Source organism: Algoriphagus sediminis, assembly GCF_030403435.1.
In the GTDB taxonomy this organism is placed as follows: Bacteria; Bacteroidota; Bacteroidia; order Cytophagales; family Cyclobacteriaceae; genus Algoriphagus; species Algoriphagus sediminis.
The window spans coordinates 102,992-123,092 of record NZ_JAUEPH010000004.1 but is presented as its reverse complement, the minus strand read 5'-3'; the positions used below and the strand labels follow the sequence as shown (position 1 = coordinate 123,092).

Sequence of the window (20,101 nt, the reverse complement as noted above, 5' to 3'; positions counted from 1 at the left end):
ATCAAAATCAGATATAAAAATGTATCTCAATACACATTCTTATTTCAGTCTTCGATATGGGACGTTTTCGCTGGAAAAACTCCTGGAAACAGCGCAGGAAAGTGGGGTAAAGACACTGGCTTTGACGGATATCAACATCAGCAGCTGCTGCATGGATTTCTTTCGAATGGCTCCAAGGTACGGCATTAAACCAATACTTGGGGTTGACTTTAGAAATAGTGCTGTAAAACAGTTTATTATGCTAGCTAAAAGTGCTGAAGGATATACTCAGATCAACCATTATTTATCTAAAATTCTTCTCAAAAGCGAAGCTGTGATCCCGGATCGAGCACCACTACTTTCAGATACTTATGTCATCTATCCATTCAAGAAAATCGAGAAAGCTGATTGGCAACTAAAAGCCAATGAATTTATCGGCGTAGCGTCTCAGGAATTAAATCAACTACGCTTCTCAAAATGGAAAAATCAACTCCATAAGCTTGTGATTTTGCATCCGGTAAGTTTTCTCGGAAAGACCAGTTTTAACATGCATCGCTTGCTTAGAGCTATTGACAAAAACGTTTTGCTGAGTAAGCTTCCAAAAGAAGAGCAAGCAGAAGAGTGGCATCAGATGCTTCCTGTGGAAAAACTGCGTGAGAAGTTTCGGGACTTCCCAGAGATTATTAAAAACACAGAAGATTTACTGGATAGCTGTGAGGTGAAAATAGATATAAATGGCAGCACACCTAAAAATCAAAAATGTTATTCAGGGAATGAAGAGCTGGATTTCAGATTGTTGCGAAAGCTTAGCTATGATGGGCTAACTTATCGATATCCCAGACCTTCAGAGAGAGTTTATAAACGCATAGAGCAGGAATTAGAGATCATCCGACAGAAGGGTTTTGTTTCCTATTTCCTGATCAACTGGAAGATACTGAAATATGCTCGTAGCAAAGGGTTTTACTATGTGGGTCGAGGAAGTGGGGCGAATAGTATTATCGCCTATCTGCTTCAGATAACTAATGTGGACCCTATAGACCTCGATCTTTATTTCGAGCGATTTATCAACCTTTATAGGAAGAACCCACCGGATTTTGATATCGATTTTTCCTGGATGGATCGGGATGATGTGATTGAATTTATTTTCAATCGCTTCCCGAATACAGCTTTGGTGGCTGTTTACAACACATTTCAGTATAGAGCAGCTATCCGTGAACTGGGTAAAGTCATGGGGCTACCAAAGCATGAGATCGATGTGCTCACCCGAGCCAAAGGCAAGTTTGATTACCATGCTCTGGATAAGCTTTCCCAGCTAGTCATTCGCTATGCAAGCTATCTGCAGGATATGCCAAATTACCTGGGGATTCACGCAGGGGGCATTATTATTTCAGATGAGCCGATTCAGACGTACTGTGCCACTTTTTTGCCCCCGAAGGGATTCCCCACTGCACAGATTGATATGGTCGTTGCAGAAGATATTGGACTGTATAAGTTTGATATTTTGAGCCAGCGTGGACTGGGTAAAATTCGTGATGCAGTATATATCGTAGAAAGTAATGTCGGTGTTCGTGTGGACATAAATGACTTTAAGAGATTTAAGGAAGATGAGAAGATCAAAGAGCTTCTGAGAGAAGCCAAAGCCATTGGTTGTTTTTATGTGGAATCACCTGCCATGCGCATGCTGATGAAAAAGCTACGGGTAGATAATTACCTGGGGCTGGTAGCCGCCAGCTCCATCATTCGACCCGGCGTGGCAAAGTCAGGGATGATGCGGGAATACATCCAGCGCTACAGAAAACCTGAACGAAGAAAAGATGCGCATCCCATTATGCTGGATATCATGCCGGAGACCTATGGAGTGATGGTCTATCAGGAAGATGTAATCAAAGTGGCACACTACTTTGCCGGACTGGACCTGGGAGAAGCAGATATGCTTAGAAGAGGGATGTCAGGTAAATTTCGTTCGAAGGATGAGTTCCAGAAAGTAAAGGCTAAGTTCTTTTCGAACTGTAAAGAAAAGGGCTATTCAGATGAACTGACAGCTGAAATATGGCGTCAGACAGAAAGTTTTGCCGGCTATGCCTTTGCCAAGGGGCACTCGGCTTCTTATGCAGTGGAAAGCTATCAAAGTCTTTTCCTAAAGGCATACTACCCCCTGGAATATATGGTAGCCACAATCAATAATGGGGGAGGGTTCTACAGTCGTGAGCTTTATGTGCATGAAGCCAGAATGAATGGAGGCACTATTCATGCTCCTTGTGTGAACCGGAGTAATCTGCAAACCATCATTAAGGGAAAAGACATCTATCTAGGCTTTCATACCATACAGTCCTTGGATAGCAATTTTGCGCAGAAAATCATTCGTGAAAGAGTTAAAAATGGGCCTTTTGATTCTCTGGATGACCTGATTGATAGAGTCTCTGTTACATTAGAGAATTTGATCATTCTGATCAAAGTGGATGGGCTTCGAAGTATGGGGAAGGATAAGCGTAGCCTACTTTGGGAAGCCCATATGAAAATCAACGGGGTTTCATTCGAGGAACACATTCCTTTGCTGTTTCGGCCGCCTGGAGCAGAGTTTGATTTACCGCCTTTACCCAGTACAGACAGCGAGCAGGCATTTGATCAGCTGGAGCATCTTGGTTTTACGCTGGAATCTCCTTTTGATCTGATTAAGGACCATGAGCCGAATCTTCTATTGGCCAGGGATTTACCCTCCATGGTAGGAAGAACCATCAGTATAGATGGCTACTTGATTTGTACCAAGAATACATCCACATCAAATGGTAAACGCATGTATTTCGGAACCTTTCTGGATTCAGCAGGGGATTTCATCGATACGGTACATTTTCCACCCGTGGCAGAGCGCTATCCCTTTTCCGGGCCGGGAGTGTATAAGATCACCGGAAAGGTGATGGAAGAGTTTGAAAGTATAAGTATAGAGGTGACGTGCATGAGCCGCTTACCCATCATCGAAGACCCAAGATATGCCGCGTAATGGAAGATAATAGATCAATAGCACATATGGATTTGGATACGTTTTTTGTATCCTGTGAGAGACTGATAGACAGTAGGTTAGTGGGTAAGCCTGTAATGGTTGGTGGAACCAGTGACCGGGGAGTGGTGGCAGCCTGTAGCTATGAGGCCAGGAAGTATGGAGTCCACTCCGCCATGCCCATGAAGTTGGCAAAAAGGCTTTGTCCCGAAGGGATTATTCTTCGGGGAAACACAGGGATTTACACCAAATATTCCAATATGGTTACGGACATCATTAAGGAAGAGGTGCCTCTATACGAAAAGTCGTCTGTAGATGAATTTTATATAGACCTTACGGGAATGGACCGGTTCTTCGGATGCTATAAAATGGTTTCTGAGTTGAGGGATCGAATCATTAAGGAAACAGGCCTGCCTATTTCTTTTGGACTATCGATTAATAAGACCGTGTCAAAGATTGCTACCGGAGAAGCTAAACCTAATAACAAAATCCATATCCAGCGAGGTACAGAAAAGGGGTTTCTTTCTCCTCTTTCAGTGAAAAAAATCCCGATGGTGGGTAATAAGACCTATCAGTCGCTCTGTGACTTTGGGATGAAGCGTATCCAGAATATTCAGCAGATGCCTGTGAAAGTCATGGGAAAGGTTTTTGGGAAGAATGGGATATCTATCTGGAAAAAGGCCAATGGAATAGACCTGTCTCCGGTGATTGCCTATCAGGAACGTAAATCCATTTCTACGGAGCGAAGCTTTGATCAGGATACCACGGATGTGGTCAGACTGAAAAGTATCATCACCGCTATGGCTGAAAACCTGATTTTCCAACTCAGACGTGGAAATAAGCTGACTGCATGCGTGACTGTCAAAATTCGGTATTCCGACTTTACAACCTACACGCAACAACGAAAAGTGCCTTACAGCGCCTCAGACCACCTTTTACTCCCAGTAGTGATGGATCTGTACGATAAGCTTTACAATCGGCGTCTGCTCGTTCGGATGGTGGGGGTTCGCTTCAGTCACCTGGTAGAAGGCGGACATCAGATTAATCTATTTGATGATAAGCCTGAGCTGATTCAGCTGTATAATGCCATGGATTATCTGAGGGATAAGTTTGGGGATCGTGCAGTACTGAGAGCGTCAGGCTTTGGTGCCAAAACGATTGGACGCTTTAATCCATTTACGGGAGAAGCTCCGCCATTGCTCGCGAATAGGAGGGAATGATTTAGTAGGCAGTCTCAGCAGCAGTTAACAGTCACAGTTTGCAGGAGCAATCAAGTCAAGAGAATACTGCCAACTACAAAATGGACTTAGCCTCTTCACTCAAAAGCTCATTTCCATCCTCAGCGGCCTTTTGAAGAAAAGCATCAATCGCTTCATTCCTTTCTTGCCCTTTTGAAAGAAGGACCCGAAGTGCCAAAGTTACACCAATTCGGGTTCCGACTTTTTTAGCTGCTGTATTAAAAAGTGGCTCCAGTTCTTCGTAAGGTACACTTTCAGCCAATTTCAAAATGTTCTCCCTCGCAGCTGAAAGCTTATCACCAGACAGATTGGTATACTTTTTACTGATTTTTTGAATTTCATTCAAAGGATTCCTTTGACCTTGATTCTGATTGCTTTGCTTAGGTTGATTTTGTGGCTGATTGGGTTTTGAGGATTGCTTTCCCCAGGAGTCACGAAGACCAACAGTTTTATTAAAAATCAAATTTTTATCACTGGAGTCTTTATCTAAAGTGAAGTATCCCAATCTTTGAAACTGGAACTTATCGTCCATTTTTGCATTAGCAAGAAAAGGCTCTAGATATGCTTCCCTGACCACATTCAAAGAGTTTGGATTAATGAATTCCATGAAATTTTTATCCTCATGTGCATCTGGAGCTTCGTCCAGAAACAAGCGGTCATATTCCCTGACCTCAGCTTTTATCGCATGCTGAATGGAAACCCAATGCAAGGTTCCTTTCACTCTTCGCTGACTCGCCTCAGTACCACTTCCAGACCTTGAATCTAAATCAGCCGTACAATGAATCTCAAGTATGTTTCCATTTTCATCCTTAACCACAGATTCACCTTTGATGATGTAAGCCGACTTCAACCGAACCTCATTCCCAATGGTCAACCGAAAGAATTTGCTACCAGCTTCTTCCTTAAAATCTTCACGCTCTATATATAGCTCCCTTGAAAAAGGAACCTCGTGAGTACCTGAATTATCTTCCTCCGGGTTATTTTCCATAGCCAGCATCTCCACCTTTCCTTCAGGATAATTAGTAATCACAAGCTTTACCGGGTCAAGTACTCCCATCACACGAGTGGCAGTCTTATTTAAGTCCTCGCGAATACAAAATTCCAGAAGCGATACATCTGTAACGCTATCACGTTTAGAGATACCGGAAACCTCTGAAAACTTCCTAATGGATTCAGGAGTATAACCTCTTCTTCTTAAACCTGAAATAGTAGGCATCCTGGGGTCATCCCAGCCAGAAACCACTTTTTCCTGAACCAGTTGAAGTAGCTTTCTCTTACTCATCACCGTGTAGCTCATATTTCTACGAGCAAATTCCCTTTGCTTTGGACGAAGGAGAGCAGGATCGTGGATCTGATCCAAAAACCAATCGTATAACTCTCTGTGCATTTTGAATTCCAGGGTGCAAAGTGAGTGAGAAACCTGCTCTATGTAATCAGATTCGCCATGTGCCCAGTCATACATAGGGTAAATACACCATTCACTTCCAGTGCGATGGTGAGGCCTATTCACAATACGATAGAGAATGGGGTCCCGCATAAGCATGTTCGAAGAAGTCATGTCAATCTTTGCTCGAAGCACATAGGAACCCGCCTGAAATTCCCCTTTTTTCATTCTTTCAAAAATGTCCATATTTTCTTCCACACTTTGGTTTCTAAATGGACTAGGGACCCCAGGGGATGTAGGTGTTCCCTTTTGCTCTGCCATCGTTTCAGCAGATTGCCCATCCACATAGGCCTTGTCATTTTTAATTAAATGAACTGCCCAATCGTACAATTGCTGGAAGTAATCCGAGGAATAGCACTCTGATGCCCAATTAAAGCCAAGCCATTGAATGTCTCGTTTGATGGCATCCACATATTCCTGCTCTTCTTTGGCTGGATTGGTGTCGTCAAAACGGAGATTTACAGGGGCATTATATCTTTCTCCAAGTCCGAAATTCAAACAAATAGAAGCTGCATGCCCAATGTGTAAGTAACCGTTGGGCTCAGGGGGAAAACGAAACCTAAGCTTGTTTTGAGGTAGTCCTTTTGCCAGGTCTTCCTCTATAATTTGTTCTAGAAAATTTAGTGATTCAGGTGCTTCTTTCATTTCAGAAAATTGAAGTTCAAAATTAAGTCAAATGAAAGCAAATGCAACCTCTAATGACATCTTACTCACTTCATATTTATGGAAAAAGAATTAAGCTCAAGTAAAAGCATTTGAAATTGATTGAATTCCTCATTATAAATGCAACCTAATTGCATTTATATAAAATCGACTTTACCTTTACTATCACTAAAAAACACTCATTCATGAAAGACCGATTGTCAATTGTCTTAGATAAGTTTGGAATTTGTGCCTCAGTCCTTTGTATGGTCCATTGTTTAGCCTTGCCCATTTTTATGATTCTTGGGTTTGAGGTTATGATTAAATCCATTGATCAGGAATGGATAGAAACCGCTATAATTCTCTCTTCCTTAATCATTGGTGGGGTGTCCTTCATGTGGGGTTTTTGGTTACACAAAAAGCATTATGTTCCTATACTTTTTTTTGCAGGTTTTCTGTTAATCCTAAATGGGGAATCAGTAGCGAATGAGCGCATAGGCCTATTTCTTACCTTGGCTGGGGCGGGGGTAATCATTTATTCACATTTACAGAATATGTATTGGAAAAACCTATCGCATCAACTACCACCTATTCAAAACAAGAAATCATAATGGATCAAATTCCAGTACACATAATTACTGGCTTCTTGGGTAGTGGAAAAACTACTTTTCTCAACAATTTAATTGGGGATGTTAGGCCTGACCGGGTATTGGTGATTGAAAACGAGTGTGGAGAAACAAATATTGACGGTGCCATCATTGTGGATGGGGTAGAGGATATTGTTGAGCTAAATGCTGGTTGTATTTGCTGTTCACTCGCAGATGGTTTATTGGAAGCGCTTGAAGCTATCTCAAAAAAGAAGAAGGAAATCGACAGGCTGGTAATTGAAACCACAGGGATTGCAGATCCCAGCTCAATAATTCAGGCATTTTTACAGGATCCGAGAGTCGAGGCACATTTTGATTTGAGACAGGTAATTTGCCTGGTAGATGCTGGACTAGTAGAAGATTGGCTTTCAGAAACTGATGAGGCTCTTCGCCAGATAGTGGCCTCAGACGTGATACTTTTAAATAAATCCGACACTGTAACCCCCAACTATCTCTCAAAAATTGAAAACCTCCTAAAAGGCATTAATCCTCAGTCTGAAGTTATGAAGGGAGAGTTTGGAGCCTTTTCCATGGATAAGATTGAAGAGTTTGGTACAACTCAATCCAGAACAATCGAGAAAAAAGCAAATGATCACGCTCATCATCATGAGCACCATCATCATCTTGATCATGAAGTAGATAGTAATTCTCACAAGATCACAACTTTTACCATCAACTTGCCAAAACCTTTGGATTTGGAAAGTCTTTCCTTGGATCTAAATAGGCTAGTAAATCTTTACCGAAGTCAGGTTTACCGGGTGAAAGGTTATATAGCAATCCCAAACTATCCAAACAGGGTTATCTTACAATCAGCCAGAACTTCCTTTATAGCGACGGATGGTTCACCTTGGAAATCAAACGAATCCCGGGAAGGCAGATTAGTGTTTATTGGAAGAAACCTAAGGAAAGAAGTCTTTTTGAAAATGTTCCAAAGACACGAGCAAGGACAAATAGCCGCTGATTGACATGTGGTGGTCGAGGCTTGTTATTACTGCTTTTTTCCATGTTTGTTTCAACACTTATATTTTAGCACAAGGTGACGAGAACTTTCCACCACCCAGTGAGCCAATAATCATCAAGGCAGAGCGGGCTTCCGGCAACATTAAAATAGACGGTATTTTAAATGAAAGTGATTGGTCAAAAGCTAAACCCATAACTGATTTTTTTCGAATGGAACCTCGCCAGGGTGGAAACATTCTCTATGAAACAGAAGTAAGAATTCTTTTTGATGAGAAAAATCTTTACGTAGGTGCATTTTGTGCAGATTCATTAGGAAAAAAGGGAGTCAGAGTCCAAGATCTAAGGAGGGATTTTAATTATCGGGAAAACGATTCATTCTTGGTTCAATTGGATCCCCAGAATTTAAAGCAATATGGTGTATCCTTTCAAACCACCCCGTATGGAAACCAAGGTGATCTACAGGCTTTTAATGATTCAAACCGGGACTCAAATTGGAATGCTTTATGGCAGGTTCGTACTCAACGTACTCCTGATGGATACTTTATAGAATATGCCATTCCGTTTAAGTCTTTGCGATATCAACGGCCTGAAGAAGGGGAGGACCCTACCTGGGGAATCACTATTGCCAGACTTGCAAGAAGAGATTTTGAACAAACAGTTTTTCCTGCGATTCCTCAATCTTTTTCACCTTTTAGAATGACGTATTCTGCACAGTTGGAAGGATTGGAACTTCCAGAACCCAGCGCAAATATCAGGGTCGAACCTTATGTGCTTTATCAATCCGACCAAGTGCAATCTGCTGATCAAAACTTCACCGACGATGGGGTGAAATTGGGTGGGGATATTAAGTGGGCCATTAATCCAAGGTCGGTTCTTGATCTCACATTTAACACTGATTTTGCTCAGGCGGATGTGGATAGGGCGGTGAATAACCTTGAAAGGTTTAACATATTCTTTCCTGAAAGGAGGCAGTTTTTCCTTGAAAACTCGGGGATTTGGGCTGGTGCAGGCAATACGGATATTGTTCCTTTTTTCAGTAGAACTATAGGATTGCAAGGAGCTTTTAATGCTGCTCCAGCGAGAATTAATGCCGGAACTAGATTTACTGACCGAAATGAAAATCGAGCGATCGCCGCTCTTTTAATAAATCAGGCAGAAACTGAAAATTCTCAAGGTGCTAATTTTTTTGTAGGTCGATACCTCCAAAACTATGGCAATGAAAATAATGTGGGAGTAATGCTCACCCATCGAATGGATATGAGTTCCAATGAATTGGGTGAAAACACAAAGAATAATACTACAGTAACTGTAGATGGATTTATAAGACCTACTGATGAATGGACTGTATCCTATATGGTATCAGGTTCACGAGATAACTCTACGGATACCTTGGGACTGGCAGGTAGGATTTTCGCCGGAAATTCGACGAATAAATATTATCTCGGTTGGCTGAGCAGTTTTGTATCCGAGCAGTATAATCCAGATATGGGATTTGTTCGGCAAAAGAATGTGATTTGGCATAATCCAGGTGGGTATTACATCTGGAGACCAAAAAATATTCCATGGATTCGAAGGTTTGACCCTGGTGCATTTTTTAATTATTACCAAGATTTCAAAGACCCTCGAAAATTTCAACAAGCCAGTATTTATTTGTTTCCGATTTATCTTTTTTTTACCGATGGCAGCTTCTTTCAGTATGCAATCTTTCCAACTTGGCAGAATATTAATTTTGATTTTGCTCCATTAGGAATTCGTATAGAACAAGGTAGGTACTACTATACCCGACAGCAAGTCAACTTTAATACAGACCAAAGTGCAAGATTCTCGGTAAGTGGGAATGTCAATTGGGGAGATTTTTACAATGGTAGCAGAACTACTATCAGTGGTGGATTAAGATTCGCTCCTAGCCCAAAAGCAAGCATTTCTATTGATCATGAATATAATAATATCAAAAGCTTAGGAGAGGAAGAAGAGGATTTGAAAACTTACTTAACGACTGCTGGTGCTCGTTTTGCCTTGAATCCAAGATTACAAATTTCTGCATTCTATCAATTCAATAGCTTTGATCAACAGGGAAGATGGAACATAAGGGGAAGTTGGGAATATAGGCCTCTCTCATTTGTTTATTTGGTTTTTAATGACACCCGAATTGAAAATTTGGATGACCCTTTTCGAGAACAACAAATTATAGGAAAAATCACCTTTTTGAAGCAATTCTAATTCATTCCAGAAACTCTCAATTCTCCTGTTCCAAGTTCGCTAATTAATTTAATGGAGAGTTGCTAACTTCAGAGCTCAAATTTTCTACGTTCCATGGTATGATAAAATTAGTAGAGAGAGCTCAAAAGTTTCGAAATCGAATTGCCATAATATCTGATGGCAATTCTTTCACTTACGATCAGTTGCTTCATGATTCGGCACACTTTGCCCAAGTGCTATTGGGTGATGGAGTTGATCTTCATGAGCAGCCAATAGGGATTTTGGTAAATCCAGGCTATGAATATGTAAAAGCCCAATGGGCAGTTTGGAGAGCAGGAGGTACTGCAGTTCCTATTCATCCTAAAGCTCCTATCAGTTCAATTGAATACATTTTTAAGGACACCGGCTTGGTTCAAATAATCGTTCAGGAAGAGCTTCTGAATACTGTTCAATCCCTTGCAATGGGATCAAATGTTCGTTTGGTTGGATTGAATGAAAAGGCAGGTGCACCATACTCTTTACCCAATGTGGAATCGGGTCGAAGAGCCATGATTTTATATACCTCAGGAACTACAGGAAACCCTAAAGGTGTGGTTACCACCCATTCGAATATCGAAGCCCAGGTTTCTTGTTTAGTAGATTTCTGGCAATGGACAGAAGAAGATCATATCATTAATGTTTTGCCACTACATCATGTCCATGGGATTATAAACGTACTTTCATGTGCCCTTTGGTCTGGGGCTGTTTGTGAGTTTATGCCATTTGATGCCGAAAAGGTATTCAAGAGAATTGCCTCGAAAGAGGTGAATCTATTCATGGCTGTACCCACCATCTATTACAAACTTATCACATACTGGGAAGAGTGTGATGAGAATACTAAAGCGGCTTTGTCCGAAGGACTAAAAAATATGAGACTTATGGTTTCTGGATCTGCTGCGCTACCTGTTTCTGTTTTAGAAAAGTGGAAATCAATCAGTGGGCATATTTTGCTCGAAAGATATGGAATGACCGAAATTGGAATGGCTGTGAGCAATTCCTATGAGGGAGATAGAATCCCCGGGCATATTGGTAAACCCTTGCCAAATGTAGAGTTAAAACTGGTAGATGAGGAGGGAAATGAGGTCAGCCGCGGGGAAGATGGGGAGATTTGGGTGAAAGGTCCCAGTGTATTCAAAGAGTATTGGAAGAGAGAAGAGGCGACCAGAGATGCGTTTTCAGAAGATGGCTGGTTTAAAACTGGTGATATCGCGATTGTGAATGAGGGCAATTTAAAAATCGTAGGTAGAAGTTCAGTTGACATAATTAAGTCAGGAGGCTATAAGTTATCTGCGCTTGAGATCGAAGAAGTCATTCGAAAACATCCATCCATCAAGGACTGCGGGGTGGTGGGAATCGAGGATGAAGAATGGGGTGAAATCGTAGCTGCAGCATTGATTCCGAATGAAGATGATATTGATTTGGAGGCTTTTAAAGAATGGATGAAAGGGAACCTTTCTTCTTATAAAATTCCCAGGAAGATTAAAATACTGGAAGATTTGCCCAGAAACGCGATGGGAAAAGTTGTCAAAAAAGAGCTTAAGAAGGATTTTAAAGATATCTCATGAAAATTTATGGAGTAGCATTTTTAGCCCTTTGCTTTCTTTTGGGGCAGGTCATAGGTCAGCTGTTGGGAAAAGCCATAGGAATTGATGGGAACGTAGGTGGTGTCGGTTTTGGGATGCTCTTGCTCGTAATCATAAATGATCGGTTAGGTAAAAAATATCCAATGCTCCAGGAGAGTAAGGCTGGAATTTATTTTTGGGGCAGCATGTACATTCCAGTAGTGATTGCTATGTCGATGATTCTCAACGTGAGAGCAGCCTTATCAGGCGGATGGGTAGCCGTCATAGTGGGAATAGTAGCAACAGGGGCTTGTTATTTTCTGGTGCCGGTTTTGACAAAGTGGTCCAAATCAGGAGAAAAGATTAGTTAATGGTAGAACTAGAACAAATCTTCACCAAGAATGGGCTGATCGTTGCTTTCCTAATTGTAGGAATCTTGATGCTTTTCTTCAATTGGTTTTCAAGAAATGTACTTAATAATAGGATTCCAGGGGTTGCTTTGGCCATTCTTGCTGCTTTGGTCATTGCCTATTTTGGAGGCGAAAAAGGAATTGCCAGCTATCCGTTATTCGCTGGTATGGCACTATTGGGTGGTTCCATGTTGAGAGACTTCACCGTGGTAGCTACCGCCATGGGGGCCAGTTTTGATGAGCTTAAAAAAACCGGATTAGTTGGTGTTCTTTCACTTTTTATCGGAGTGAGCATTACCTTTTTTATAGGCGTAGTAATAGGGTATTTAATGGGATACACCGATCCGGTTAGCCTTACCACCATAGGAGCTGGGGCATGTACTTATATCGTTGGACCAATTACCGGTTCAGCCCTCGGGGCGTCCACTGATCTGATTGCAATTAGCATTGCTACGGGAGTGGTCAAAACTATTTTTGTTACAATCATAACCCCGATTGTTGCCAAAAGAATCGGGCTGGACAACCCTGGTTCTGCCATGATTTTTGGGGGCTTAATTGGTACTACCTCAGGAGTGGCAGCGGGGCTAGCTGCCACCGACCCAAAACTAGTTCCTTATGGAGCGATGACTGCTACTTTTTATACAGGGGTGGGAGTGCTGCTATGTCCTTCCGTGTTTTTTGTAGTCGTAAGATTGGTTTTTTGAAGATTCACCTTATCCCAAGTCCAAGAATTAAAAAGAGTTTTGCAGTTTTGCTTTCTATAGTTTGGCTAGCGTTCTAAGAAAAACGAACCGGACAATTGATTTATGAGGCTGAATGAACAATACAAAAATAAATTTTGAATTAGGCTTGCTGCATTTTTTTAACCTGTGCTAATAAGGTCTTTTTAGGAATAAAAGGAATCATGTACTGCAATATTTTCTGACTTCCAGAAACACCAGATATCACGTCAAGTTTTCCCTTCATCATTCCTTCATATCCGTCCGAAGCCACTCCTCGAGCTGAAAAAGCATTCTTGAACAGTTCTGTATTCTCCATATCTGCAGTCTTAGCAAATTCAGTTTCTGTTGCGCCAGGCATAAGGTTCGTTACGGTAATCCCAGTATTCTTCAGTTCCTCGGCCAGTGCATTGCTGAGAAAAGTTACATAAGCCTTTGTAGCAAAATAAACGGCCTGCAATGGTCCTGGCATAAGAGAAGCTGTAGAAGATACATTCAGAATTCTTCCTGAACCTCTTTTCATCATTTGGGGTAAAAACAAATAAGTCAATTCAGATAGAGAGATCATGTTCAATTGCATCATTTGTTGCTGTCTTTCCCATGGCAATTCCTGGAAATACCCTCTTAATCCAAAGCCTGCATTGTTTATTAAAAAATTAATTTCCGTCCCAGAAGCCTGAATTTCTTCAAAAAGCTCTGTGGCGGATCCTGCGACACTTAGGTCTTTAGAAATGATGGTTACGGATACAGAGTACTTAGTTTCCAGATCGGACTTAAGCTCCACGAGCTTTTCTTTCCTTCGGGCAACCAAAACCATATCCCCGCCTTTTTCGGCATGGATGGTGGCTAGCTCTTTTCCTATTCCACTGCTTGCTCCGGTAATTAATGCTATGTTTTTCATCAGTTGATGGTTTTGTAAATAATACTTTTCAAAGGTGTATGGATTATTTTGGTATTCAAGCCCGACAATGACAATATAACCTTAACCAAAAATATTTCTTGTGTAAAAGATTTTGTACCATATTACCCTTAAAAGCAAAGATTAAATTTGACAAAGCCAGTTAAAATAACCTACAGCTCTCCGGAGGACCGATTTTTAAAGAGTGCTCTGATTCAGTTATTGGAATATGCCACTGGTCGTGCAAAGTTGGAAAAAAGACTAAACAAAATTCTTGAAGGAAACCCGACCGAACAGACCATTTGGGGGGATATGCTTGGAGGCTTGAATATTCCTTTAGATATCAATTGGGAGATGGTAGATAGAATTCCAAAAAATGGCCCCTTGATCTTAATCGCAAATCATCCTTTTGGAGTGGTGGATGGTATTGCCATGGCTCATATAGCTACTCAGATTCGACCACATTTCAAAGCCTTGGTAAACGAAGTGCTTTGCAGAGAGCAAACCATCAATTCCTGCTTTTTACCAGTAGATTTCCGTGAAACCAAAGAAGCCATGGAAATAAACATATCCACCCGTAACAAGGCCATGGAATACTTAAAGCAAGGAGGAACCATCGTCATATTTCCAGCAGGTGGTGTGTCCACTTCTCCAAAGATTTTTAAGAAAGCTGAAGATTTCGAGTGGAAGCGATTTGTAGTAAAGCTTATAGAAAAGACTGAGGCTACGGTCGTCCCAATTTACTTTCAGGGTCAAAACTCACATCTTTTCCAGATTGCAAGCCTAATCCATCTAAATCTGAGATATGGACTCTTACTGAATGAAGTAAAGAATAAAATGGGGAAAACTTTGAAAGCAGTAATTGGAGAACCTATAGATAAAGACCTTCAAAAGTCTTTATCAAGAAATGATATTCTTCCTTTCTTGAGAGAGCGGGTTTATTCCTTGGCTAGAAATTAAGTCCCTGAACATAGCTAGTCGAAATTTGCTTATACCTCCATGCATCCAAAACGAATAAAACCTAAACCAGGCCAGGAATCGGTTTGGGACTATCCCCGTCCTCCCAGGCTCGAAAAATCAAATAAGCATATTCGAATTGTCTTTGCTGGAGAAGTAATTCTCGATACTAATCTTTCCTTTCGAATTCTGGAAACCAGCCACCCTCCAACTTACTACATCCCTCATTCAGCATTTAAAGAAGGAGTTCTTATTCCTGTGGCAGGAGCTTCTTATTGCGAATGGAAAGGAGAGGCCAATTATTACGATATCCGAATAGTAAGTAAAATATCAGAGCGAGCTGCCTGGGGATATAAAAACCCAAATTCCAGATACCCTGAATTAAAAAACACAGTTTCGATCTATGCGCACAAGGTTGACGCTTGCTTTATTAACGATGAGAAGGTGCAAGCACAGAATGGAGACTTTTACGGCGGTTGGATTACTTCAGATATCGTTGGCCCATTTAAAGGTGGCGAAGGAACCTGGGGTTGGTAACATAATTATAGCAACGGAGGGCTGCTTGAATTAAAAAGGAAGTTTCCTTTATTAAAAAGACTTAGTTATCAGTGCAACCGCACCAGTAGCTAAGACATCTTTCAAACTCTCCGACAAATCCTTCTTAATCCAAACCATTAATTTATTAATAGGGAAAACTTGAACAGCTCCAATAGTTTCCCCATTAATTTTGAATAAATAAGCTTCAAGTGGCTTTAATACGGAAGAAGCTTTTCCATTATCCCAGTTTGTCTCAGGAATTATTTCGATCAGGGTGTCTCCATTAACCAATTTCCCTTGGATTCCATTAGGTACTTGACCGGGTAAAGTGGTGTTTTCTTCTCCAGATGAAGTATATGACATTATGAGGGTCCAGTTTGTGGATTCATCTGAGAAAACCATGTCTACGAGAAACACTTCTTTTCGAGTTATTTCTGCTTCAGACCAACCGAAAAGAGATCTCAAAGCAAAACTCTCCTTTTCATCTATTGCAATCACTGACGTTGTAGCGGTGTTGACCAAAATGGAATCATATAGAACACCTTGAAAAATGAAATTTGAAGAGAATTTTGCCTCTTTCACTGCATCGCCAGTCCAAAAGTTGGAGCTTCCCTTTTCTTTATATATTCCACTACTTCCATTTAAAATTCTGTAGGGCCCAAACTCATATCGGCCTACAACCTTGACACCTTTTCTTTTGACCTTGTAAGAATCTGAAGAGCCCCTGAATTCACTATCCAGCATCATCTCATTTTGCCCTTTAATCTGAAAGCAAATCCATAACAAAAGAAATAATAAGAACCAGTGTCTTTTTGATATGTCAAACACAATAAAAGTAATTAAAAAGATGAAAGGTAATTTACGTTCAAAGACCAAAACGGTCAGTCTCAAAATGTTGATTCCCTTTTCTAGTTTATGAGGCTTTACCCTCAAAACCATTCAATCAATCTTCTTCCTCCTCGTAATTGTCGTTTTCACCGAGGTATTCTACATCGGAGTGTTCATCCTCGTATTGCTCACGAACATCTTCACGTAAGTTTCCATCTACATCATAGTCGTCATCTTCCTCGATCAATCTGCTCGCTTTCTCAGACGACATTCTCACCATGTAGATTTTTTCGAAAGTCTCGAATGGCAATGCACTCACATACTCGCCTTTGGCATTCGTAAAACGAATAAGATGCTGACTGTATCCCTGAGGATATACCAGCTTAATTTGTTCTTGAATTTCAGGGCTCAGCTTTTCGTAGTCTTGGATCACCCTTAATTTCTGTGTACTCATATTGTCGGCTTGTTTTGAGGGGAGAAAAATGAATAAAAAGAATTATAAAATGAAATAGTTTAGGGGAATAAATCCGTGTTTTAGCTTAAAGATAGATTTGCGTTAGTCTAGGTTTTCAAAATAGTTTTCTAAAAGCTTGAAATGGTCTGGCATCACTCCCAAATTGAACTAACAAAAATTCTGGATCTCATATTCCTCAATTAGTCCAGGTTTAATTTTATGCTTTCTTTGGCCAAAACAATATTGAATGTACTATTTCAGGTAAACATAAAATCGATTGGAAAAGTCGAGAAAATTCCTGATCGTAAATTCTGCGTTTGGCTCACATTTTCCAATAATCACTCGAATCATGACAGATCTTGAAATTGCTAAAAAACATAGCCTAAAACCCATCCAAGAAATAGCTCAAAAACTGGGTGTGGATCCGGAAGAGATTGAAATGTATGGTAAATACAAAGCAAAGCTGCCACTTCATTTAATTGATGAAAAAAAACTTGAAAGGAGTAACCTTATTTTGGTCACTGCTATTTCGCCTACGCCGGCTGGAGAAGGTAAAACGACCATGTCTATTGGATTATCTGAAGCATTAAACAGGCTAGGTAAGAAAACTACGGTAGTACTTCGTGAACCTTCATTAGGTCCTGTATTTGGAATAAAAGGAGGTGCAACAGGAGGGGGGTATTCCCAAGTGATCCCGATGGAGGATATTAACCTTCACTTTACCGGTGATTTTTCCGCCATTGAAAAAGCCCACAATCTTTTGGCAGCAATCATTGATAATAATATCCAGAGTAAAAGTAATTCATTGGGTATTGATGGAAGAACTGTTGTTTGGAAAAGGGTAGTGGACTTAAATGATCGGTCCCTAAGAAAAGTATTGATCGGCCTAGGTGGCACTGCATCCGGTGTACCGAGGGAAACAGGTTTTGACATCACGGCAGCTTCTGAAATCATGGCCATTTTGTGTCTTTCTTCCGGTTTAGAGGATTTGAAAAGGCGCTTGGGGAATATTTTTATCGGTTACACTTTTGAGGGTCAACCTATTTATGCGAGGGATTTGAAGGCAGAAGGAGCTATGACAGTCTTGCTAAAAGATGCGATCAAACCCAATCTAGTACAAACCCTAGAAGGGAACCCTGCTATTATTCATGCAGGACCTTTTGCGAATATTGCCCAGGGAACCAACACTGTGTTGGCGACTAAAATGGGGATGACCTTTTCAGAATTTACTGTAACAGAGGCCGGATTCGGCTTTGATCTTGGTGGAGAAAAGTTCTTTAATATCAAGTGCCAATCATCTGGACTAAAACCAAAAGCAGTAGTACTCACTGCTACGATAAGGGCAATAAAATATCATGGCGGTGTTGATCTAAAAAACCTCACTGAATCGAACGTTAAAGCCGTGAAGAAAGGCCTTGAAAATCTTCAAAAGCATGTAGAGAACATCCAAAAATTTAAGATTAGGCCAATTATTGCGATCAATAAATTCATATCTGATACAGATGAAGAAATAAAAATTATTGAAGAATATGCCCAGGAGAACGATATTCAGGTAGCCGTTGCAGATATATGGGAAAAGGGAGGAGAAGGCGGTCTTGATTTGGCAAGAAAACTAATACAATCTGTAGAATCTGAGCCCTCAGTTTTTAAACCACTTTATGATTGGAATTCTCCTTTAACCGAAAAGATCAAAACTATTGCCCGTGAAATTTACGGAGCTAAGTATGTTGATTATTCTGTGAAATCAAAAGCTCAACTTAAGCGAATAGAAAAGTTAGGACTAGAGGGACTACCGATTTGTATGGCAAAAACTCAAAAATCATTTTCAGGAGATCCAAACCTTCTAGGAAGACCTGAAAACTTTTCAATAACCATCCGTGAAATAGAAATCGCAGCTGGAGCTGGATTTTTAGTTCCGATTGTTGGGGATATGATGAGGATGCCTGGACTTCCTGCACACCCCGCGTCTGAAGGAATAGACATAGATGAGAATGGGGAGGTGATCGGTTTGTTTTGATAATTTTTTAAAATCGGTTTTTGGATGAATGGAAAGTTAATTTTTTATCAAATTTCATTTATGTTCAAGTTTTACCCTAGTGTTTAAAATTTAAAAAGGATATTCACTGTGCCTATTGAACTCTATTTATCTAGCCTATGAATGATTCGCGGATTGCAGCCTTGCGATATTATGTGCATAAAAAGTGGTCTACCCAGCCAAAAGTGATCCTTTTTTTTGCTTCGCTGCTTTTGGCTTTTTTGATCACACGATACATTTTCAATTTCGAAGCCTACGAAACGCAGGGTAGGGCTCTTTTTATTCTTCTGGCTGCTTCATTTCTCTGGATTACTGAAGCTATTCCGGTATTTGCTGTGAGTTTTTTGATCATGGGGTATTCCATTTATCTCCTTGATGATGGTCATCTTTATACGGTCAATCCAGACTGGCAAATTTATATCAGTCAGTGGTCAGGCCCAGTAATGTGGCTTTTTCTGGGAGGCTTTATGCTTGCGGAGGGGGCTAAGAAAACTAAGTTCGATCTTTACTTTTCCCAATTAGTTATTTCACGCTTTGGTACCAAACCCTCCTTGGTATTGCTTGGTGTCATGTTTACTACTGGCTTGCTTAGTATGTTTATTTCCAATACCGCTACTGCCGTCATGATGCTCTCTGTGATACAACCTCTCTTAAGGAACCTTGAGGATAAAGACCCTTTTAGAAAAGCTTTGTTGTTAGGAATTGCAGCGAGTGCCACAGTTTGTGGAATGGGAACTATTATAGGATCTGCGCCCAATGCTATTGCCGTGGGAAATATGGCAGAAAGTGGGATTGATTTCACTTTTCTTGATTGGATGATTGTAGGTATTCCACTGAGTGTCTTTCTATCTTTTGTTTCCTGGGTTTTTCTTATGAAAAAATATCCTTCGGACAAGAAGGCAGTAGAACTCCCGACGAAAATATCTATTAAAAAGCGTTCATTCCCTTTTTCGGTAGTCACCATCACTTTTGGAGTAACTGTATTCCTTTGGACTACCTCAAGCCTTCATGGAATCCCTGTTTCAGTGATCGCATTTTTGCCCATTGTTGCACTTACAATCACCGGAATTCTCAACTCAGAGGATATCAGAAAAATCCCTTGGGACACATTGATATTGATTGTTGGAGGATTGATTTTAGGAGATATCATCAGAGAAACAGAATTAGTGGATTTATTGGTTTCTGTCTTTCCGGCAGAAAGCTCAGGGTTATTATTATTTATCGCTTTGGGAGTTATTGCCTCAGTGACCTCTAACCTCATGAGCAACACCGCTGCCGCCGGAATTCTTATTCCGATAGCCTCTGGCATGCTTTATTTATATCCAATTGAATCGAGCTTAGTAGTGGCTCTCTGTTGCTCAACAGCTATGTTTTTACCAATTTCAACACCACCAAATTCCATTGTTTTTTCGACTGGAGATTTAGAAATAAAAGAATTCAGGCCTCTTGGGGCACTGGTCGCTTTAGTGGGGATCGTTTCAATTATTTTCCTTGTGTTCCTGATTTATTAAATTCAAAAAACGATAGATATAAATGCTTTGAAGCTGATTTTGTCCAA

The 20,101-nt window shown here is 40.6% G+C and carries 16 protein-coding genes; 12 read left to right on the top strand and 4 right to left on the bottom strand.

The window, feature by feature from the left end:
- Positions 1 to 19 precede the first annotated feature (19 nt).
- Positions 20 to 2,977 (top strand): DNA polymerase III subunit alpha, encoded by a 2,958-nt coding sequence (locus tag QVH07_RS09810; RefSeq protein WP_290000008.1) that lies wholly within the window; start codon positions 20 to 22, stop codon positions 2,975 to 2,977.
- Complete coding sequence (gene dinB / locus QVH07_RS09805; protein ID WP_290000006.1) at positions 2,977 to 4,194, top strand: DNA polymerase IV; 1,218 nt, start codon at positions 2,977 to 2,979, stop codon at positions 4,192 to 4,194. The genes QVH07_RS09810 and dinB overlap by 1 nt, the downstream gene beginning before the upstream one ends.
- 73 nt (positions 4,195 to 4,267) lie before the next feature.
- Here the strand turns inward: dinB and QVH07_RS09800 are convergent, their stop codons facing one another.
- Positions 4,268 to 6,301 carry a glutamine--tRNA ligase/YqeY domain fusion protein gene (locus QVH07_RS09800; RefSeq protein WP_290000005.1) on the bottom strand — a complete coding sequence of 678 codons (2,034 nt, stop codon included), beginning with the start codon at positions 6,299 to 6,301 and terminating at the stop codon, positions 4,268 to 4,270.
- 203 nt (positions 6,302 to 6,504) lie between these two features.
- Here QVH07_RS09800 and QVH07_RS09795 point away from each other — a divergent pair, with 203 nt between their 5' ends.
- The 6 genes from QVH07_RS09795 (at position 6,505) to madM (ending at position 12,819) form a co-directional block, all read left to right on the top strand.
- On the top strand, positions 6,505 to 6,909 hold the full coding sequence (locus QVH07_RS09795) for a MerC domain-containing protein (RefSeq protein ID WP_290000004.1): 405 nt from the start codon (positions 6,505 to 6,507) through the stop codon (positions 6,907 to 6,909).
- Complete coding sequence (locus tag QVH07_RS09790; RefSeq protein WP_290000003.1) at positions 6,909 to 7,910, top strand: CobW family GTP-binding protein; 1,002 nt, start codon at positions 6,909 to 6,911, stop codon at positions 7,908 to 7,910. The genes QVH07_RS09795 and QVH07_RS09790 overlap by 1 nt, the downstream gene beginning before the upstream one ends.
- 1 nt (position 7,911) lies before the next feature.
- Positions 7,912 to 10,125: a DUF5916 domain-containing protein gene (locus tag QVH07_RS09785; protein WP_290000002.1), complete on the top strand. Its 2,214-nt coding sequence runs from the start codon at positions 7,912 to 7,914 to the stop codon at positions 10,123 to 10,125.
- Positions 10,126 to 10,223: 98 nt separating this feature from the next.
- Positions 10,224 to 11,708 (top strand): acyl-CoA synthetase, encoded by a 1,485-nt coding sequence (locus QVH07_RS09780; RefSeq protein WP_290000000.1) that lies wholly within the window; start codon positions 10,224 to 10,226, stop codon positions 11,706 to 11,708.
- Complete coding sequence (gene madL, locus QVH07_RS09775; protein ID WP_289999998.1) at positions 11,705 to 12,076, top strand: malonate transporter subunit MadL; 372 nt, start codon at positions 11,705 to 11,707, stop codon at positions 12,074 to 12,076. The genes QVH07_RS09780 and madL overlap by 4 nt, the downstream gene beginning before the upstream one ends.
- The gene (gene madM / locus QVH07_RS09770) at positions 12,076 to 12,819 is read left to right on the top strand and encodes a malonate transporter subunit MadM (protein ID WP_289999996.1); all 744 of its coding nucleotides are present in this window, start codon (positions 12,076 to 12,078) and stop codon (positions 12,817 to 12,819) included. Before madL ends, madM begins: the two co-directional genes overlap by 1 nt.
- 139 nt (positions 12,820 to 12,958) lie before the next feature.
- Here the strand turns inward: madM and QVH07_RS09765 are convergent, their stop codons facing one another.
- A complete protein-coding gene (locus tag QVH07_RS09765; RefSeq protein WP_289999995.1) occupies positions 12,959 to 13,735 on the bottom strand; it encodes an SDR family NAD(P)-dependent oxidoreductase in 777 nt (258 codons plus the stop codon).
- Positions 13,736 to 13,882: 147 nt separating this feature from the next.
- Between QVH07_RS09765 and QVH07_RS09760 the strand changes: the two genes are divergently transcribed.
- Both QVH07_RS09760 and QVH07_RS09755 read left to right on the top strand, forming a co-directional pair.
- Positions 13,883 to 14,692, top strand: coding sequence for a lysophospholipid acyltransferase family protein (locus QVH07_RS09760; RefSeq protein ID WP_289999993.1), 810 nt, complete (start codon positions 13,883 to 13,885; stop codon positions 14,690 to 14,692).
- Positions 14,693 to 14,731: 39 nt separating this feature from the next.
- Positions 14,732 to 15,226: a DUF427 domain-containing protein gene (locus QVH07_RS09755; RefSeq protein ID WP_289999991.1), complete on the top strand. Its 495-nt coding sequence runs from the start codon at positions 14,732 to 14,734 to the stop codon at positions 15,224 to 15,226.
- 51 nt (positions 15,227 to 15,277) lie between these two features.
- Here QVH07_RS09755 and QVH07_RS09750 read toward each other — a convergent pair whose 3' ends face one another.
- Positions 15,278 to 15,973, bottom strand: a complete 696-nt coding sequence (locus tag QVH07_RS09750; RefSeq protein ID WP_289999989.1) for a hypothetical protein — start codon at positions 15,971 to 15,973, stop codon at positions 15,278 to 15,280.
- A 196-nt stretch (positions 15,974 to 16,169) separates the two neighbouring features.
- Positions 16,170 to 16,508, bottom strand: coding sequence for a hypothetical protein (locus QVH07_RS09745; protein ID WP_289999988.1), 339 nt, complete (start codon positions 16,506 to 16,508; stop codon positions 16,170 to 16,172).
- Positions 16,509 to 16,857: 349 nt separating this feature from the next.
- On the opposite strand from QVH07_RS09745, the gene QVH07_RS09740 reads away from it, so the two are divergent.
- The gene (locus tag QVH07_RS09740) at positions 16,858 to 18,525 is read left to right on the top strand and encodes a formate--tetrahydrofolate ligase (RefSeq protein WP_289999986.1); all 1,668 of its coding nucleotides are present in this window, start codon (positions 16,858 to 16,860) and stop codon (positions 18,523 to 18,525) included.
- A 137-nt stretch (positions 18,526 to 18,662) separates the two neighbouring features.
- Complete coding sequence (locus QVH07_RS09735; protein ID WP_289999985.1) at positions 18,663 to 20,054, top strand: SLC13 family permease; 1,392 nt, start codon at positions 18,663 to 18,665, stop codon at positions 20,052 to 20,054.
- The last annotated feature ends 47 nt before the right edge of the window (positions 20,055 to 20,101 follow it).